Genomic DNA, 18093 nt, shown 5'->3' on the forward strand with positions numbered 1-18093 from the left:
CGCCTGGGACGATTTTTTTCTAGGCGGCGGTCGTCAGTGCCTCGCCAAGACCCGGCAGATGAATGCCGCATTCGATCTTGGTCTGACCCGCCCAGCGGCCGCTGCGGGCGTCATCGCCCGGCTTGACGATCGAGGTGCAGGGAAAACAGCCGATCGACAGATAGCCGTAGGCGACCAGCGGATTCTCGCGCAGCGCGTGCGCCCGCATATAATCGGCGAGGTCGCTCGTGCCCCACTTGGCCAGCGGGTTGATGCGGATGCGCGGGCCGACCGCCTCGAACACCGGAAGTGCGGCGCGGGTTGCCGCCTGGAAGCGTTTTCGGCCGGTGAACCAGGCGCGGAACGGCGCCACGCCGCGCGCCATCGGCTCGACCTTTCGGATCTCGCAGCAGCCATCGGTGTCGGATTGGTGCAGTTTTCCGCCGGGATCGAGCCGGTCGAGCGCCGCCTGGTCAGGCGTCACGATGCGGATATCGGTCAGGCCAAGATCGGCGGCCAGCGCGTCGCGGTACTCCAGCGTCTCGCCGAAATGTTTTCCCGTATCGAGGAAGATCACCGGCAGGGCCGGGTCGACCTCGGCGATCATGTGCAGCAGCACCGCCGAATCCGCGCCGAAAGACGACACGGCCGCGATACCGCCATGAAAGGACCGGCGAGCCGCTTCCTCGATCACCGCGCGCGGCGTTAGGCCACCGAAGCGCGCGTCGAGTTCGGCGGCTTCCTCGGCGGCGGTCAGGTCGGCGTCAGGCTGCCTTGGCTTCGCCACCATAAAGCGCCTCCTTGAACGGCGCCGGGCCGAGGCGGCGATAGGCGGCGAGGAAATTCTCCGAGCGGTCCAACCGGCGGGCGAGATAGGTTTCGACCACGGTCTCGATGGCGTCTGTAATCTCGTCCGGACCGAAGCCGCGGCCTATGATCTCGCCGACTGAAGTGTGCTCGTCGCCCGAACCGCCGAGCGTCACCTGGTAGAGTTCCGCGCCCTTCTTCTCGACGCCCAGAATGCCGATATGGCCGACATGGTGGTGGCCGCAGGCGTTGATGCAGCCGGAGATCTTCAGCTTCAGCTCGCCGATGTCGCGCTGCCGCTCCAGCGAGGCGAAGCGGTTGGAGATCTCCTGCGCCACCGAGATCGAGCGGGCATTGGCCAGCGCGCAATAGTCGAGGCCGGGGCAGGCGATGATATCGGTGATCAGGCCGGAATTCGGCGTGGCCAGGTCGATCTCGACCAGAGCGTCATAGACCGCCTTCAAGTCGGCGCGCGCCACATGCGGCAGGATCAGGTTCTGCTCGTGGCTGACGCGGATTTCGCCGAAGGCGTATCTGTCGGCGATGTCGGCCACCGCCTCCATCTGGCTGTCGCTTGCGTCGCCGGGCGCTTCGCCGATGCCCTTCAGCGAGATGGTCACGGCTGCATAGTCCGGGTGGCGATGGGTGATCACATTCTGGTCCACCCATTCGGCGAAACTTTTCGAATCCAGCCGAGCCAGTTTCACCGCCTGATCGCCATCCGGCCGGGCCTTGAGTTCCGGCGGCGCAAAATAGGCATTGATGGAAGCGATATCGGCTGCCGGCAGGGTCAGTTCGTTGTCTTTCAACGCAGCCCATTCGGCCTCAACCTGGCGGGCGAACTCTTCCGTGCCGGTCTCGTGCACCAGGATTTTTATGCGCGCCTTGTATTTGTTGTCGCGCCGTCCGTAGAGGTTGTAGACGCGCAGGATGGCCGTCGCGTAGGACAGCAGGTGCTTTTCGGGGAGGAAATCCCTGATCTTCTTGGCGATCATCGGCGTGCGGCCCTGTCCGCCGCCGACATAGACGGCGAAGCCAAGCTCGCCTTCTGCGTTCTTCTTCAGGTGCAGGCCTATGTCATGGGTCTGGATGGCGGCGCGGTCGCGCTCCGCACCCGTCACCGCGATCTTGAACTTGCGCGGCAGGAACGAGAACTCGGGATGCACCGATGACCACTGCCTGAGAATCTCGGCATAGGGGCGCGGATCGGCAACCTCGTCGGCGGCGGCGCCGGCGAAATGATCAGCGGTCACGTTGCGGATGCAGTTGCCTGATGTCTGGATGGCATGCATCTCGACCGAAGCGAGGTCCGCCAGGATCGCCGGGATGTCGGACAGCGCCGGCCAGTTGAACTGGATGTTCTGGCGGGTGGTGAAGTGGCCGTAGCCCTTGTCGTATTTGCGGGCGATGTGGGCCAGCATGCGCAACTGGCCCGAATTCAACGTGCCGTAAGGAATGGCGATGCGCAGCATGTAGGCGTGGAGCTGCAGGTAGACGCCGTTCATCAGCCGGAGCGGCCGAAACTGGTCCTCGGTGATCTCTCCAGCAAGACGCCTGTCCACCTGGTCGGTGAACTCGGCGACGCGGGCCTTCACGAAATCCTGATCGAACTCATCGTAGCGGTACATGGTCGTGCTTCCGTGGGCTTCTTTGCCCTCTCAAGCGGCCGTTCTGGCCTGTTTTCCCAAATCGAGGCGATTGGTCGGGCCGGCGGCGCGGATGCGCTCGCGCAGGCGCAGCGGCCGGATGGCGCCGTCTGTCAACTCGACGTCGATCAGTTCGACGTCGACGACTTCGTTGTTGGCGAAGGCTGCCTTGCCGGCGGCTTCCAGCTCGGCTTCCCCGGCCTTGTCGTTGACGACTTCGGCCTCGGCGATGGTCTCGGCCCAGATTTTCGCGGGCGAGAACCAGACGGCCTCGCCGTCGATCAGCCGGTTGGCGGTCAGAACCTTCATGATTGCGCCTCTTCAGCCTCGGCATCGGACGATACGGGCCGGTACGCCGCCAGCGGTTCGGAGCGGGAAAAATCGCCGCCGGCCACCGCATCGCCGATAATGGTCATCACAGGGCCGCCGAGGTCGTCGCGGGCTTGCAGCGACGGCAGGTCGGCAAGCGTGCCGTGGAAGCGGCGGCGATTGGGCAGGCTGGCATTCTCCACCACGGCGACGGCGGTGTCGGGCGAAAGGCCGGCATCCATCAGGCGCGCCGCCACGTCGGCCGCCACCGAGCGGCCCATATAGACGGCGACCGTCGCGCCGGAGATCGCCAGCTTGGCCCAGTCGGGCAGCGAGTTTCCCTTCAGATCGTGGCCGGTGGTAAACACCATCGACGAGGTCACGCCGCGCAATGTCAGCGGCAGTTCGAAATCGGCGGCGGCGGCGAATGCGGAGGTGACGCCAGGCACCACCTCGAAGGAGATAGCCGCATCGCGCAGCGCCTGCATCTCCTCGCCGGCACGGCCGAACACCAGCGGGTCGCCCGACTTCAGCCGCACCACGCGCTTGCCGTCGCGGCCCAGCCGCACCAGCAGCGCGTTGATTTCCGATTGCGTCTTGGAGTGGCAGCCCTTTCGCTTGCCCACCGGCAACCGCTCGGCATCGCGGCGGCCCATGGCGATCACCGCCTCCGGCACCAGCGCGTCATGAACGATGACGTCGGCTTCCATCAGCAGCCGGTGCGCGCGCAACGTCAGCAAATCCTCGGCGCCGGGACCGGCGCCCACCAGCGCGACATGACCAGCACCCCTGCCCTGCTCGGCCAGAAGGCGGCCGGCGGCGGCGCGCGCCTCGCGCACGCCGCTCACCTCGAGCGCCCGGGCAGGCGCCCCCGAGAAAAACGAATGCCAGAACGACCGGCGGGCCAGCCCTTTGGGAAACAACTTTTCGGCCGCGTCTCGGAACGAATTGGCAAGTGCAGCCAGCACCCCGAGCGATGGCGGCAGCATGGCATCGATGCGCGCCCGCACCAACTGGGCCAGCACCGGGCCGGCGCCCTCAGTGCCTATCGCGATGGCAAGCGGTGCGCGGTTGACGATCGCGGGCGTGTAGAAATCGCAGAGGTCGGGGCGGTCGACGGCGTTGACGGCGATGCCCAACCGCCGTGCATCCTGGGAGATGCGCCGGTCCAACGCCTCATTGCCGCTCGCAGCGAACACCAGCGCGGCGCCTTCGATCACCGATGCATCATAGGCGGCTTCGACAAGCTTGGCATCATTCTCGCCAAGCCAGCCGCGCAGGGCCGGTTCGGCGGCATCGGCGACAACGATCAACCGGGCGCTAGACTGCGCAAGCAAGCGCGCCTTGGCCAGTGCCTCGTCGCCATTGCCGACGACGACCACGCTTCGCCCCTCGACCCGCAGGAAGACGGGGAAGGCGTTGAGCTTGGTTGACGGCTGCGGCATGGCGCGGTTGGCTTCCTGGCTGGAAAGACTGATATTTAATCGCGGGCAGAGCTTTTCAGAAGGAACCCACTCGCGCGCCAGTTTGCAGGACGCAATCGCTTTTCCGCAAGTGCGAAGGGCGGAAGAAAATTTTTCCGCAGTGCGGTTTTTTGGCACGTTTATATCGCCAGGAACCCCGATCCACCCGGTTGCGTTAGCCCGGCGAGGCATCGTCCGATGCTTCAGGTCCGTTCCAGCATGAAGGAGGTTGCCGCATGGCCGCGAAACTCAAACACGGCATATGGGTCGTGGTTGCCGATGGCGAAAAGGCGCTGTTTCTGGAGAACAAGGGAGACGGGCTTTATCCGGATTTCGAGGTCGTGCGCGAACTGTCCGAAGAGAACCCGCCGACCCGGGAACAGGGTTCGGACCGGCCGGGCCGCTTCAACGACGGCCCTTCGCCGCACCGCAGCGCGGTTGCCGACACCGATTGGCACAAGGTGGCCAAGGAGCGGTTCGCGGTGGAGATCGCCGAGAAGCTCTACAAGGCGGCGCATCGCGGCGACTTCAAGCAGATCATCCTGATCGCCCCGCCCGTCGTGCTCGGCGAGATGCGCAAGAAGCTTCACAAGGAAGTCGAGGCCATGGTGGTGGCTGAATATCCGAAGACGCTGACCAATCACCCGGTGCCCGAGATAGAGAAGATGCTGATGGCGGCTTGAGGGCGAGGCAGATCATCTAACGGGCATTTTTCCGATACGAGCGTAACATACAGTGAACACACGCACGGAACCCTATCGCCCGCTGTTTCGTTGGCCTCAATACCTAACCAACCAGGAGGCAACGATGAAAACGCTCCTATCTGGACTGGTGGCCACTGCGTTGGCTGCCTCGGTTGCCGTAGCCGTACCGGTGCCGGCGAACGCCGCCACGATTTTCGTGCCGCAGGTCGAGCAGGGCCGCACTGATGTGCAACAGGCCTCTCATACCTATCGGCATTGGCAGAGGCAGCAGCGTCGTGCGGAGCGGCGCGCCTACCGTCGATATGCGGCGCGGGAACGCTGCTATTACTATGGCGGCTGTTACCAACGCAGGCACTATGGATACGGCCCATATTACGGCAGGAGTTACGGGTTCGCCCCGCGCTACTACCCGCGGTACTATCGGCCCCCTGGCGTCTCGTTACGCTTTGACCTCTGACGACCTGCGACGTGACTAAACCAGCATGGTGGAAGACGCTTGAGCCGCGCAACGACGCTGTTGCGCGGCTGCGGTCAACAATCCAAGTCTGACGGCGGCTACACCGATGCCGCGCCGACAACCTCCGAGCCGTGCCTTGCGAGATGCGCGCGAGAGATGAGGAGGTCGAGGCGATGGTGGGCGCGGAACGTAGGCTACCGTCGCAGGGTCAGCATCGCTTTCGCCGTGGGACAACAACGGGTGATGCTTCTCGGAATCTTCTGCGGTGGGCAGAACATCGATCTCGGCCTGTTCGAAGACCGAGTCTGAAATCTCTATTCCTTCAATCACTTTTGTGCCGTCAAAACGACAAACACAATCGCCAAGGGTTGCGCGCCCCCGGCAGCATCCACCATATTGCAAAGACTGCGCTTTCGCGCTTCCCGCACGCACTGGACCTGAAAGGCGACACCTGAACGATGCCGCATGAGATGCCCCTTATCGCAACAATCGTCGCCGGTCTGGGGCTGGCATTCATTCTAGGCGCTCTCGCCAACCGCTTCCGTATCCCTCCGCTGGTCGGATATCTGATCGCTGGCGTGCTGGTGGGACCGCATACGCCGGGTTTCGTCGCCGATCAGGAACTGGCGCTGGAACTCGCCGAAATCGGCGTCATCCTTTTGATGTTCGGCGTCGGTCTGCATTTTTCGCTTAAGGACCTGCTTTCGGTGCGCGCCATCGCCGTCCCCGGCGCGGTCGTGCAGATCGGCTTCGCCACCCTGTTGGGCTGGGGGCTGGCCTGGATGCTCGGCTGGTCGGCCGGCGCCGGGCTGGTCTTCGGCCTGGCGCTTTCGGTGGCGAGTACCGTGGTGCTGCTGAAAGCCCTGCAGGACCGGCGCATGATCGAGACCGAGCGCGGCCGCATCGCGGTCGGCTGGCTGATCGTCGAGGATCTCGCCATGGTGCTGGCGCTGGTCATTCTGCCGGCCGTTGCTGGCCTGCTCGGCGGCTCCACCGAGCGCAATATACCGATGCCGCCTTTCCAGTTCGACTTCAGCGTGTGGGGTGTTCTAGGGGTGACGCTTGCCAAAGTAGCGGCTTTCGTCGTCGTCATGCTGGTGGTTGGACGGCGGCTCATTCCTTGGGTGCTGCACTACGTTGCGCATACGGGGTCCCGCGAACTTTTCCGGCTTTCCGTCCTGGCGATCGCGCTCGGCGTCGCCTTCGGCGCCGCGAAGCTGTTCGGCGTGTCGCTGGCGCTGGGCGCCTTCTTCGCCGGCATGATCATGAGCGAATCGCCGCTGTCGCACCGCGCAGCCGAAGAATCGCTGCCTTTGCGCGATGCGTTCTCCGTACTGTTCTTCGTCTCGGTCGGCATGCTGTTCGATCCGACCAGCCTGCTGCGGGAAACATGGCCGATCCTGGCGACGCTGTTCATCATCGTCATCGGCAAGTCGGCGGCGGCTTTCCTGATCGTCATCGCTTTCCGCTATCCGATCGGCACGGCCCTGATCATCTCCGCCAGCCTGGCGCAGATCGGCGAATTCTCGTTTATCCTCGCTGAGTTGGGCGTCGGGTTGGGCCTGCTGCCGGAACAGGGCCGCGACCTGATCCTGGCCGGCGCAATCCTGTCGATCGTGCTCAATCCATTGGTGTTCGCGGCCGCCGAACGGATGAAACCATGGGCCGAAGGACGCTTCGGCAAGGGTGCCGCGGCAACGGAAGCCAAGGCCGCCGGCCCGGCCACCGAGGCCGGCGTACTGGCGACGCCAACCGCTTCGCCGAAAAATGTCCGCAGGGAGGAGGACGGCCCACCGCCTACCAAGCTGGTCAATCATACGATTTTAATCGGCTACGGTCGTGTCGGCGGTCTCGTGGGTGAGTCGCTGCGCAATGCAAACCTCCCCTTCCTGGTTATCGAGGACGGAGACAAGACGATCGCAAAATTGCATGCCGACGGGGTCGAAGTGGTGGAGGGCAACGCCGCCAACGCGCAGGTCTTCGCCGCGGCGAATCCGATGGGCGCGAAGCGGCTGGTGCTGGCCATCCCCAATGCTTTCGAGGCGGGGCAGGTCATCCTAAGGGCGCGGGCCGCCAATCCCTCGATCGTGGTCATCGCCCGCGCCCACTTCGACGCGGAAGTTGAACATCTGAAAGGACTTGGCGCCGATACGGTGATCATGGGCGAGCGCGAGATCGCGCGCGGCATCGTCGAACTAATCGTCGACGAGACGGTCAAGTCGCCGCAGCCGCGACTGCCGGACGAGGAGCCGGGGTCCTCGACAGATGCTCCGCCTGCCAACGATGCCAAAGGCGATCCTGACGACACTAGGCCAAAATCATGAACGCCGTCGATGATCGACAATCTTGAAAACACGAACCGGCTTCTCGCCGAACTGACAGCCTCGCTTCCCTTGGAAGCCAGGCCAACTTGGGATCTGGTTCGAACCTTGTCGGAGCGTTTTCAACGTCGGCAACGATCAGCCGGTGTAAGATCGTGAACGTCCACTATGCAGGAGATGAGGGCGGCATCCTCTGCAAGCTGGAAGTGGAGGGCCACAAGACCGAGGGAGCCTTCTTCGTTTCGATCACCCATCTGATCTTCGAACGAAAAACGCCGCTGTTTCGGCAAATCGACGCCTACCAGCGCCACCGCGTCAAAAAACTCATGCGACAGGGCGAGCGCGGATACTGACTTTTGCCCGGGGCACTTAGGGGACGAACAGCGAGCGGTTCGGCACCTACACTTCCAGGGTCCGCAGCCTCGCTGCGATCAGGTCGGCGAGCCGTTTGGCCACCTCGTCCTTCGCCATGTCCGGCCATTCCTCGACGCCGGCCTTCGAGACGATGCGCACGCGGTTACGGTCGCCGCCCATCGCGCCGCCCTCGGCGCTGACGTCGTTGGCGACGATGAAGTCGGCGCCTTTGCGGCTGAGCTTGGCCTGCGCGTTGGCGATCAAATCGTTGGTCTCGGCGGCGAAGCCGACGACGAGATACGGCCTTCGGGCATGGTGGCCGATGGTCGAGAGGATGTCGGGGTTCTCGAGCATCTTGAGCACCGGCGGCCCCTCGCCTGCAACCTTCTTGATCTTCGCGCCTGCCTCGCTGTCGCTGCGCCAGTCGGCGACCGCCGCGACGAACACCGCCGCGTCGGCCGGCAGTTCGGCCTCCACCGCTTGCATCATGTCGCGCGCTGTCTCGACATGGATCGTGCGGACGCCCTTCGGATCAGCAAGATTGACCGGCCCCGAAACCAGCCGCACGTCGGCGCCAAGCGCAGCCAGGGCAGCCGCGATGGCATGACCCTGCTTGCCGGAGGAACGGTTGGCAATGTAGCGAACCGGGTCGATCGGCTCGTGGGTGGGGCCGGAGGTGACGATTATCTTTCGCCCGGCAAGCGGGCCGGGTCTTGGCGACAGGGCAGCCTCGATCGCGGCAACGATCTCCAGCGGCTCGGCCATGCGGCCCTCGCCCGCCTCGCCGCTTTCGGCCATCTCGCCCCGGTTCGGGCCGATAAACGATACGCCATCCTTGGCCAGCGTCGCGCGGTTACGGCGCGTCGCCGGATGGCTCCACATTCTCGGGTTCATGGCCGGCGCCATCAGAACCGGCTTGTCCGTGGCGAGCAGCACGGCGGAGGCGAGGTCGTTGGCCAGCCCGTTGGCCAGCTTGGCCATCAGGTCGGCGGTGGCGGGGGCGACCACGACGAGATCGGCCTCGCGCGACAGGCGGATGTGGCCGACATCGTGTTCGTCATCGCGGTCGAACAGGTCGCTGAAGATGCGATCGGCAGTCAGCGTGCCGACCGACAAAGGTGTCACGAATTCCGTGGCTGCTTTCGTCATAACGGCCCGCACCGAAGCGCCACGCTCGCGCAGGCGGCGGATCAGGTCGAGCGCCTTGTAGGCGGCGATGCCGCCACCGACGATCAGAAGGATGCGCTTAGACGACAGGGTCATGATAGCGCTTCCCACGGATTGATGACGCCGATGCCACAGTTTTCGAAATCGCCAACGTTCCGCGTTGCAACGGTATATCCGTGTGTCAGCGCAATCGCGGCAATCTCGCAGTCCATTTCTGCGATAGGTCGCCCGGACGTGCGACGATGCGAGAATATCCGCGCATACTGAATGGCCGTAGCCTCGTCAAAACCGAGAACCGGCGTCATCAAGCTTTCCTCGAAGAAGCGTTCGATAGCGTCGGCGAGCGCTTGTTTTCGCTCGCCATCGCTCATCAACGCAAGGCCGGTCAGAAGTTCGGCCTTATTCACGGCGGTCACGAACACCTGGCTCAGAGGTTGTTCTCTCAGCCAGCCGGCGACGGTTCGATCAGGGACAGGCCGGAATATCTCCGAAATTACGTCGGTATCAAGGATGATCATCGGCCTCTTCGTCCCAGTCTTCAAAGGGGATGGGACCAGGCGCAGGCTGACGCGGTGGGATCGGAATTTCGAACCCGCCATGCGGTTCCACCAACTCTCTTATCGCATCGTAGAGATTGGTTCGTCGGGGAGACTCATCGCGCCCAAAAGCGGCATCGCGCAGTATCACCCGCAACTCCGCCTCCAACGAATTGCCGTTGCGGGCCGCGCGAAGCCGCAGCCGCTGTTTTGTCTCGTCCTCGACATTCCTGACGGTCATGTTTGCCATGTCCGGCCTCCTGCCTGACGGTGGATTGCAATGCCCGCAATGTATTCAATGATTGCAATGCAATCAAGCTAGATGCCATGCAATCCAGACCACCGCCGCCGCGATTACCCAAAGGGCGATGCGGCCGGCGCGGGTGTGGCGGGCCTCGGCCTTGCCGATGGCCTGCGCCGTCGCCTCGTCGAAGCGCAGGCCGTGTTCGGCCATGGCGTCGATCTCGCGGGACAGGCGTTCCGTGCGGGCGGCGAGGTCGGGTGCCTGGCGGGCCAGCGAAAGCAGCGCATTCACGCCGTCGCGCGCGTCGGTCAGCAGGCCGCGCGGCCCGAGATTGTGCCGGATCCATTGAGCGACGACAGGCTCGGACGTTTTCCACATGTTGAAGGCGGGATCGAGCGTGCGCGCGACGCCCTCCACCACCACCATGGTCTTCTGCAGGAGCACGAGTTCCGGCCGGGTTGCCATGTCGAACAGTTCGGTTACCTCGAACAGCAGGGTGAGCAGCTTCGCCATGGAGATCGTCTCGGCCGGCTGGCCGTGGATCGGTTCGCCGATGGCGCGGATGGCCTGGGCGAAGGACGCGACATTGTGCTGGCGCGGCACGTAGCCTGCCTCGAAATGCACCTCGGCCACGCGCACATAGTCGCGGGTGATGAAGCCGAACAGGATTTCGGCCAGGAAGTGACGCTCCTTCTTGCCGAGACGGCCGGAGATGCCGAGGTCGACGGCGACGATCGTGCCGTCCGCTTCGACGAACAGGTTTCCCGGATGCATGTCGGCGTGGAAAAACCCGTCGCGCAGCGTGTGGCGCAGGAAGGACTGCACGAGATGGGCGGCGATCGCCTTCAGATCGTGGCCGGCGGCGCGCAGGCCGTCGATGTCGTTCATCTTGATGCCGTCGATCCATTCCATGGTGACGACGTCGCGGCCGGTGCGCTCCCAGTCGACCTGCGGCACGCGGAAGCCGGGATCGTCGCGGGTGTTCTCGCCGATCTCGGAAAGGGCGGCTGCCTCCAGCCGCAGATCCATCTCGATCTTTGTCGTCTGGGCAAGCGTCTGCGTCACCTCGACCGGGCGCAAGCGCCGCGACGACGGGATGAACCTTTCCTGCAGCCGCGCCGCGAGAAAATAGCTTTCGAGGTCATGGAAGAAGGCGCGGCGCACGCCGGGACGGATCACCTTCACCGCGACCTTGCGAACATCGCCGTCGCGCATCACTTCGGCCGGATGGACCTGGGCAATTGAGGCGGCGGCGACCGGTTCGCCGAAAGACGCGAACAGGTCCGACACCGGCCGGCCGAGCGATCCTTCGATCGCGTCCACCGCCTGCGCGGTCGGAAAGGTCGCCATGCGATCCTGCAGCTTGGCGAGGTCCAGCGCGATATCGTTGCCGACCACGTCCGGCCGCGTCGCCAGGAACTGGCCGAGTTTCACATAGGAAGGACCCAGCCGCGACACTGCGCCGGCCAGACGCTCCGACCGCTGCCGGCGCATTGCGCGGGGCCGCGCCAGGAATTTCGTCAGCCGCCAGGCAAGACGCGGGGCGCCGGAAAGCTCCTCGCCCGGCAAAGCCGCGAAGACGCCTTCGCGCGTCATGATCCAGCCGGCTCTGATCAGCCTGAAGCCCGCTCCGATCGAGGTCATGCGGGCGTCAAAGCTTCCAGCCGGAGTGCAGGGCCGCTATGCCGCCGGAATAATTCCGCCAGGCGACGCGCTCGAAACCGGCGCGCCTGATCATGTCGGCGAAGTTCGCCTGGTTGGGAAATTTGCGGATCGATTCCACCAGATAGGCATAGGGCTCGGCGTCGCCCGTCACCACTCTTCCGATCGGCGGGATCGCCTTGAACGACCACTCCTCATAGATCCGGTCGAGGATGGGCATGTCGACCTCCGAGAATTCGAGGCAAAGGAAACGGCCGCCCGGCTTCAGCACGCGGAAGGCTTCAGCCAAAGCTGCGTCAATATGCGGCACGTTGCGGATGCCGAAAGCGATGGTGTAGGCGTCGAACGTTTCGTCCGGGAAAGGCAGATTCTCGGCGTTCGCCTCGACGAAATCGACATTGTCTTCGAGATCGCGCTTCGCGGCCCGCTCGCGGCCGACGGCCAGCATGGAGCCGTTGATGTCGAGCACGGTCGCCTTTGCGTTACCGCCCGAGGCATCGACGATGCGGAAGGCGATGTCACCGGTGCCGCCGGCAACATCCAGCGAGCGCCAGCCGGCGCGGCGCGGCGGATTGAGCCAGGCGACCATCGCGTCTTTCCACAACCGGTGCAGACCGCCTGACATCAGGTCGTTCATCAGATCGTAGCGGTTGGCGACGCGGTGAAACACGGCATCGACAAGCGGCTGCTTCTCGTCATCCGCCACCTCGCGGAAACCGTATGACGTCTGCATGCCGCCCGCAGCGATTGTCCGTTGTTCTGTCATAAACGTGACCCGTTCTCCGGCGATCAAGATACCCGATGCACGGCGGGGACGCTATTGTCCAGCATTGCCGTGAAGACCAGCGATTCGTTCAAAGGAACCGCCCATGCCGCTCACTGCCGAAATCCACTGCCATGTCGAGGGCGCCGCCGACCCGGAACTGGTGATCCGGCAGGCGCGCAAATACAACGCGGATCCCTCACCCTTCATCCAGAACGGCTCCTTCGTCTGGCACGATTTCACATCGTTCCTGCGGGCCTACGACTTCGCCGCCGACCTTTTCCGATCCGAAGAGGATTATGCGCGGCTGACCGAGCACTATCTGACCAGCCTCGCCCGTGATGGCGCCATCTATTCAGAGGTGTTCACCTCACCAGATCATGCGCGCCGCGCCGGCTTGTCTCCGCAAGCCTATACGGAGGCGCTCGGCGAAGGCATGATCCGGGCGCGCGACAAGACCGGCATCGAGGGCCGGATGATCGTCACCGGGGTGCGGCATTTCGGCGTGGAAGCCGTCGAAGCCGCGGCGCGCTTCGCCGCGAAATGCGGGCACCCGCTGGTAACCGGTTTCGGCATGGGCGGCGACGAGCGGATGGGCGACATCGAGGATTTCGTGCGCGCCTTCGAGATCGCCCGCGAGGCCGGGCTGGGCATCACGGTTCACGCCGGTGAGTTCGGCGGCTGGGAAAGTGTCGCCGGCGCGCTTGACCATCTGAAGCCGAGCCGCATCGGCCACGGTGTGCGCGCCATCGAGAACCCCGACCTCGTGCGCCGCATCGCCGATGAAGGCATCGTCATGGAATGCTGCCCTGGCTCCAACATCGCGCTGAAAGTGTTCCCGGACTTCGGTAGTCATCCGTTTCCGGTGCTGCTTGCCGCCGGCTGCAAGGTGACGCTAAGTTCCGACGACCCGCCTTACTTCTGGACCACGCTGAGGAACGAGTACGACCTCGCCGCCAAACACTTCGGCATGTCGGACAAGGCGCTGGCGGCGGTGACCAGGACCGCGATCGAAGCCGCCTTCGTCGACCGCAAGACGCGGAGCGCGCTGCTGGCAAGGCTGGAGAAGAAGCGGTGAAGGCCAGCCCTGCCGTTTCAGGCGAACCGGCGGAACCAAGTGAAGTTGAATGAGCCGGGCTGAGGTCGACGCGGCCAAACGCCGGCGCTTCATTAGGTCGAAGCTTGGCCGCGGCGACCCCACCCGGCCGCTTCGCGGCCACCCTCCCCTCAAGGGGGAGGGAAAGGCGGGCCAACATCGGGGAAAAGTCCTTTTCACAGCCGGCGCAGCATTTCTTCGGCCGCAGCGCCCCGCTAGTATCGGCCCAGGGCAAACCAGCGGAAGGTCAGACCATGGGCGTCACAGTCGTCGATCACCCCCTCGTGCAGCACAAGCTGACCATCATGCGCAACAAGGAAACCTCCACCGCGAGTTTTCGCCGCCTGCTGCGCGAGATTTCGCTTCTGCTCGGCTATGAGGTGACGCGCGATCTCGAACTGACCACGACGACCATCGAGACACCTATGGAAACAATGGAAGCGCCGACGCTGGAAGGCAAGAAACTGGTGTTCGCCTCGGTGCTGCGCGCCGGCAACGGCCTGCTCGAAGGCTTGCTCGACCTCGTGCCCGCGGCGCGCGTCGCCCATATCGGGCTCTACCGCGACCATGAGACGCTGGAGGCCGTCGAGTATTTCTTCAAGGCGCCGAGCGACCTTGCCGACCGGCTGGTGATCGTCGTCGACCCGATGCTGGCCACCGCCAATTCGGCCATCGCGGCGATCGACAAGCTGAAGGGGCGGGGTGCGACGAATTTGCGTTATCTCTGCCTGCTGGCAGCGCCGGAAGGCATCCAGCGCTTCACCGCCGCCCATCCCGACGTGCCGGTGTTCACCGCCTCGATCGACCGCGAACTGAACGAGAAAGGCTACATCGTTCCCGGCCTGGGGGACGCGGGCGACCGGCTCTATGGGACGAAGTAGCGGGGATTTCAGGCAGCCGTTAACCCATTATTTACGAAGGTTTCTGGTCACGGCCCAACACCCGTGCGCCATTAAGGCGACAGAGGTTTTCCGGCGATAAAGTGCTGCGCGGCAAGACGGGTTCCACATGCTGCGCAGCGCTATCCTTATCGGCATATGTATCGGGTCGTCGGCGGCCGTGCCGCTGATCTACCAGAGCAATCCCGCAGCGTTTCAGGCGCTTCTCGGGTCGCGCGCGGCTGAACCGACCACGGTTGCCGAACTGCCGCCGATCGCGACCAAGCCGATGATCGTTTCGGCCAACCCCGCACCCAGCGGCCGCAAGGTGCAAATCACGGCCGACGACCGCGGCCACTATGTCGGCAACTTCAAGATCAACGGCCGCAAGGTCGAGGCGATGATCGATACCGGCGCCACCGCCGTCGCCTTCAACCTGTCGACGGCCCGACGGCTCGGGCTTCAGGTGAAACCTTCCGACATGAAGAACACCGTGAACACCGCCAACGGCCAGGCGCGAGCGACGATGGTCATGGTCGACCGCCTCGAGATCGGCCGCATTGCCGTGGAGAACGTACAGGCGCTGGTGCTCGAGGACCAGGCATTGAACAGCACGCTGATCGGCATGACTTTTCTCAACCGGCTGAAGAAATTCCAGGTCGACCAGGGCACGCTGCTGCTGGTTCAGTAGGCGTCGCTCGCCGTGACGCGCCTCACCACCGGGTCTTTGCCGGGGGGCTTGGCCTCCCCGATCCCATAGGCGGCGGCAAGCGCGGCGGCAGCCGCTTCGGCATCGGCGACCGTGCGGGCATGGACATGCGCCAGCGCATCGCCGGCCCGGACCTCGGCGCCGAGCGGCAGCAGCCGGGTGAAACCGACAGCGAGATCGACGCGGTCGCCCGGCCGCTTCCTGCCGCCGCCAAGACCAACCACGGCAAGCCCGATGTCGCGCGTCGCGATATGGGTGACGAAACCGGTGCGCGCAGCGGGAACAACACGCTCGACCGGGGCATGCGGCAGGCGGTTCGCATGTTTCTCAACGAAGTCAGCCGGTCCGCCGAGATCGTGCACCATGCGGGCAAATCGTTCCGCCGCGCGGCCGCTGTTCAGCGCCTCGCGCGCCCGCTCGAGACCATCGGCGTGAGAGGAGGCGATGCCGCACGAAAGAAGCATCTCACCGCAGAGCGCCAATGTCACCTTTTCCAGGCGGGGGTCGCGGGTCCGGCCGGTCAGGAAATCGACGGCGTTGGCGACTTCCACGGCATTGCCGGCGGCAAGCGCCAGCGGTTCGTTCATGCCGGTGATCAGCGCCGAGGTCTTCAGTCCCGCGCCGTTGGCGACCTCGACCAGACTCTTGGCGAGTGCGGCCGCATCGCGGGATTTTTCCATGAAGGCGCCGTTGCCGACCTTGACGTCCAGCACCAGCGACTGGAGGCCGGCCGCCAGTTTCTTGGAGAGGATCGAGGCGGTGATCAGCGGGATCGATTCCACCGTCGCGGTGACGTCACGGATGGCATAGAGGCGCTTGTCGGCAGGAGCCAGCGCGGCGGTCTGGCCGATGATGGCGCAACCGGCCGAGCGCACAACCTTTCGGAACAGGTCGTTGTCCGGCTGGCTGACGTAGCCTGGGATAGCGTCCATCTTGTCCAGCGTGCCGCCGGTGTGGCCCAAACCGCGGCCGGAGATCATCGGCACATAGGCGCCGCAGGCCGCAACGATCGGCGCCAGCATCAGCGAGACATTGTCGCCGATGCCGCCGGTCGAGTGCTTGTCGGTGGAGGGTCCCGGCAGGTCCGACCAGTCGAGCACTTTTCCGGAATCGCGCATGGCGAGCGTGAGCGCCACCGCCTCCTCGCGGCGCATGCCGTTGAAGAAGACGGCCATGGCGAAGGCGGCTGCCTGGCCCTCGGAGACGGCGCCGGAGGTGAGACCGGCAATGAAGGTGGCGATGTCTTTGGGCGGGAGTGCTCTGCCGTCGCGTTTGGCGCGGATGATTTCCTGCGGGAGCATCAGTCTTTCCCTCCCCTTGGAGGGGAGGGTCCGGCCGAAGGCCGGGGGTGGGGTCGCTGCGGCCAAGCGCTACATAAGCCGCCACGCGCAGCAAATGAGCGTCGGAGCAGGTTGAGGTGACCCCACCCGCCTCGCTTCGCTCGGCACCCTCCCCGCAAGGGGGAGGGAAAGGCCGCGCTGCTCATATCCCCTCCTCGAACATCTTCTTCAACACCGCAGCCAGCCTTCGGCCACCCAGCGGGGCCATGTCCTTGGTCTCCTGATGCGACAGTTCCGCCCCCGTCATGCCGGCTGCAAGATTGGTGATCACCGAACAGGCGGCGGCGCGCAGGCCGAGGAAGCGGGCGATGATGACTTCGGGCACGGTCGACATACCGACTGCGGTGGCGTCCATGATGCGCGCCATGCGGATTTCGGCCGGCGTCTCGAAGGACGGGCCGGAGAACCACATGTAGACGCCCTTGTGCAGCGGCGTGCCTGTCGCCTCGGCGGCCCTGACGATGGCGGCGCGCAGGTCGCGGTCATAGGCTTCGGTCAGGCCGACGAAGCGCGCGTCGGTTGGCTCGCCAATCAGCGGGTTGGCGCCGGCGAAATTGATGTGGTCCTCGATCAGCATGACCGAGCCCGGCGGCATGGCTGGATCGAGCGAGCCTGCGGCATTTGTAAGGATCAAAGTGGTGACGCCGATCGCGGCGAGGATTTCCAGCGCCGGGCGCATGGCGGCTGCATTGCCGTGCTCGTAATAATGCGAGCGGCCGGCAAGCAGCAGAACTTCCGCGCCGCCGAAGCGGCCGCTGACCAGCGTGCCGGCATGGCCGGTGACACCGCTTCTGGGAAAGCCGGGCAGGTCGGCATAGGGAATGCGGATCGCGTCCTCGACCTCGTCGACAAGATCGCCCAGGCCGGAGCCGAGCACGACAGCGACCTTCGGCATGCGGCCGCCGAGCCGCTCGACCAGCGTGGCGACAGCATCGGTCATTTCAAGACCTTTCCTTCGAATCCGTAGGGCAGCATCTGACCGATGGTGACCGTCTCGACCACGCCGGCATCGTCGCAGAGATAGAGCTTTGCATCCGGGCCGGCGAACTCCGCCAACCGCTGGCGGCAGCCTCCGCACGGTGTGATGCGCGCCATGCGCTCCGCCACCACTGCGATTTCGGCAATCTCGCCGCCGCCGCCCATGATGTAATGGCCGAGCGCCGTGGTCTCGGCGCACCAGCCTTCCGGATAAGAGGCGACCTCGATATTGCAGCCGGCGAAGACACGACCGTCGGTCGTGCGGATCGCCGCTCCAACCGGGAATTTCGAATAGGGCGCATAGGATTTCGCCATTGCCTCGCGCGCCGCGAGGAAGAGTTCACGCATCGTCGACCATCCAGCCTGTTTACCGAGGGCACGCAAGAGGCGCGGCGGTCCGTCTATTCGTCGGTCGCGGCCGCGCAGAGTTGCGTGTCCACCTTCCAACTCGCCCTGGGCGACTGCTTGTCGTCCAGAACGCAGACCTGGACGTGGCCGTCGGCCGAACACATGTCAGCCCCCAGCGAATAGAGATTGCTCTCATAAACGCAGTAGTACTTCATGTAGTCCTTCTCGAAATCGACGGACACATTGACGGTCGTGTCGGCGAGGGTCGCGGCCGGCGCCAGGGATAGGGCGGCGGCCAACAGAAAACGTCTCATCATCTTCCTCCTGCGGTG

General features: G+C 64.6%; 20 protein-coding genes. 7 read left to right on the plus strand and 13 right to left on the minus strand.

Annotated elements, in window-relative coordinates; translation table 11 throughout:
• Positions 1-19: 19 nt before the first annotated feature.
• From ABMA59_RS11620 to cysG, 4 genes are read right to left on the minus strand one after another with little or no spacing between them, the layout of a single operon-like run.
• Complete coding sequence (locus ABMA59_RS11620) at positions 20-769, minus strand: phosphoadenylyl-sulfate reductase (protein WP_349005508.1); 750 nt, start codon at positions 767-769, stop codon at positions 20-22.
• Positions 744-2414, minus strand: coding sequence for a nitrite/sulfite reductase (locus tag ABMA59_RS11625; RefSeq protein WP_349005509.1), 1671 nt, complete (start codon positions 2412-2414; stop codon positions 744-746). The genes ABMA59_RS11620 and ABMA59_RS11625 overlap by 26 nt, the downstream gene beginning before the upstream one ends.
• A gap of 30 nt (positions 2415-2444) precedes the next feature.
• Positions 2445-2741 (minus strand): DUF2849 domain-containing protein, encoded by a 297-nt coding sequence (locus ABMA59_RS11630; RefSeq protein ID WP_349005510.1) that lies wholly within the window; start codon positions 2739-2741, stop codon positions 2445-2447.
• Positions 2738-4186 (minus strand): siroheme synthase CysG, encoded by a 1449-nt coding sequence (cysG, locus tag ABMA59_RS11635; protein ID WP_349005511.1) that lies wholly within the window; start codon positions 4184-4186, stop codon positions 2738-2740. The genes ABMA59_RS11630 and cysG overlap by 4 nt, the downstream gene beginning before the upstream one ends.
• Positions 4187-4440: 254 nt before the next feature.
• Between cysG and ABMA59_RS11640 the strand changes: the two genes are divergently transcribed.
• From ABMA59_RS11640 to ABMA59_RS11655, 4 genes are all read left to right on the plus strand, one after another.
• On the plus strand, positions 4441-4887 hold the full coding sequence (locus tag ABMA59_RS11640; RefSeq protein ID WP_349005512.1) for a baeRF12 domain-containing protein: 447 nt from the start codon (positions 4441-4443) through the stop codon (positions 4885-4887).
• A 124-nt stretch (positions 4888-5011) separates the two neighbouring features.
• Positions 5012-5365, plus strand: coding sequence for a hypothetical protein (locus ABMA59_RS11645; protein ID WP_349005513.1), 354 nt, complete (start codon positions 5012-5014; stop codon positions 5363-5365).
• A gap of 458 nt (positions 5366-5823) precedes the next feature.
• Entirely contained in the window at positions 5824-7689 is a 1866-nt protein-coding gene (locus ABMA59_RS11650) for a cation:proton antiporter domain-containing protein (protein WP_349005514.1), read from the plus strand.
• Between the two features lie 152 nt (positions 7690-7841).
• Positions 7842-8039: a hypothetical protein gene (locus ABMA59_RS11655; RefSeq protein ID WP_349005515.1), complete on the plus strand. Its 198-nt coding sequence runs from the start codon at positions 7842-7844 to the stop codon at positions 8037-8039.
• Between the two features lie 46 nt (positions 8040-8085).
• On the opposite strand, the gene coaBC is transcribed toward ABMA59_RS11655, so the two are convergent.
• The 5 genes from coaBC to ubiE all read right to left on the minus strand — a co-directional run bounded on the left by coaBC (position 8086) and on the right by ubiE (position 12415).
• A complete protein-coding gene (gene coaBC / locus ABMA59_RS11660) occupies positions 8086-9303 on the minus strand; it encodes a bifunctional phosphopantothenoylcysteine decarboxylase/phosphopantothenate--cysteine ligase CoaBC (RefSeq protein ID WP_349005516.1) in 1218 nt (405 codons plus the stop codon).
• Complete coding sequence (locus tag ABMA59_RS11665; RefSeq protein ID WP_349005517.1) at positions 9300-9725, minus strand: type II toxin-antitoxin system VapC family toxin; 426 nt, start codon at positions 9723-9725, stop codon at positions 9300-9302. The genes coaBC and ABMA59_RS11665 overlap by 4 nt, the downstream gene beginning before the upstream one ends.
• Positions 9712-9993, minus strand: a complete 282-nt coding sequence (locus tag ABMA59_RS11670) for a FitA-like ribbon-helix-helix domain-containing protein (RefSeq protein ID WP_349005518.1) — start codon at positions 9991-9993, stop codon at positions 9712-9714. The genes ABMA59_RS11665 and ABMA59_RS11670 overlap by 14 nt, the downstream gene beginning before the upstream one ends.
• 63 nt (positions 9994-10056) lie before the next feature.
• Positions 10057-11631: a 2-polyprenylphenol 6-hydroxylase gene (gene ubiB / locus ABMA59_RS11675; RefSeq protein ID WP_349005519.1), complete on the minus strand. Its 1575-nt coding sequence runs from the start codon at positions 11629-11631 to the stop codon at positions 10057-10059.
• A gap of 7 nt (positions 11632-11638) precedes the next feature.
• A complete protein-coding gene (ubiE, locus tag ABMA59_RS11680; RefSeq protein WP_349005520.1) occupies positions 11639-12415 on the minus strand; it encodes a bifunctional demethylmenaquinone methyltransferase/2-methoxy-6-polyprenyl-1,4-benzoquinol methylase UbiE in 777 nt (258 codons plus the stop codon).
• Between the two features lie 103 nt (positions 12416-12518).
• Here ubiE and ABMA59_RS11685 point away from each other — a divergent pair, with 103 nt between their 5' ends.
• The 3 genes from ABMA59_RS11685 (at position 12519) to ABMA59_RS11695 (ending at position 15077) form a co-directional block, all read left to right on the plus strand.
• Positions 12519-13490, plus strand: a complete 972-nt coding sequence (locus tag ABMA59_RS11685) for an adenosine deaminase (RefSeq protein WP_349005521.1) — start codon at positions 12519-12521, stop codon at positions 13488-13490.
• A gap of 272 nt (positions 13491-13762) precedes the next feature.
• Positions 13763-14389 (plus strand): uracil phosphoribosyltransferase, encoded by a 627-nt coding sequence (gene upp / locus ABMA59_RS11690; RefSeq protein ID WP_349005522.1) that lies wholly within the window; start codon positions 13763-13765, stop codon positions 14387-14389.
• Between the two features lie 127 nt (positions 14390-14516).
• Positions 14517-15077 carry a TIGR02281 family clan AA aspartic protease gene (locus ABMA59_RS11695; RefSeq protein ID WP_349005523.1) on the plus strand — a complete coding sequence of 187 codons (561 nt, stop codon included), beginning with the start codon at positions 14517-14519 and terminating at the stop codon, positions 15075-15077.
• On the opposite strand, the gene deoA is transcribed toward ABMA59_RS11695, so the two are convergent.
• The 4 genes from deoA to ABMA59_RS11715 form a co-directional block, all read right to left on the minus strand.
• Complete coding sequence (deoA, locus tag ABMA59_RS11700; protein ID WP_349005524.1) at positions 15071-16396, minus strand: thymidine phosphorylase; 1326 nt, start codon at positions 16394-16396, stop codon at positions 15071-15073. The genes ABMA59_RS11695 and deoA overlap by 7 nt on opposite strands.
• A gap of 181 nt (positions 16397-16577) precedes the next feature.
• A complete protein-coding gene (locus tag ABMA59_RS11705; protein WP_349005525.1) occupies positions 16578-17375 on the minus strand; it encodes a purine-nucleoside phosphorylase in 798 nt (265 codons plus the stop codon).
• Positions 17372-17761 (minus strand): cytidine deaminase, encoded by a 390-nt coding sequence (cdd, locus tag ABMA59_RS11710; protein ID WP_349005526.1) that lies wholly within the window; start codon positions 17759-17761, stop codon positions 17372-17374. Before cdd ends, ABMA59_RS11705 begins: the two co-directional genes overlap by 4 nt.
• A 53-nt stretch (positions 17762-17814) precedes the next feature.
• Positions 17815-18075: a hypothetical protein gene (locus tag ABMA59_RS11715; RefSeq protein ID WP_349005527.1), complete on the minus strand. Its 261-nt coding sequence runs from the start codon at positions 18073-18075 to the stop codon at positions 17815-17817.
• Positions 18076-18093 lie beyond the last annotated feature (18 nt).

Source organism: Mesorhizobium yinganensis, from assembly GCF_040081985.1.
Lineage (GTDB): Bacteria > Pseudomonadota > Alphaproteobacteria > Rhizobiales > Rhizobiaceae > Kumtagia > Kumtagia yinganensis.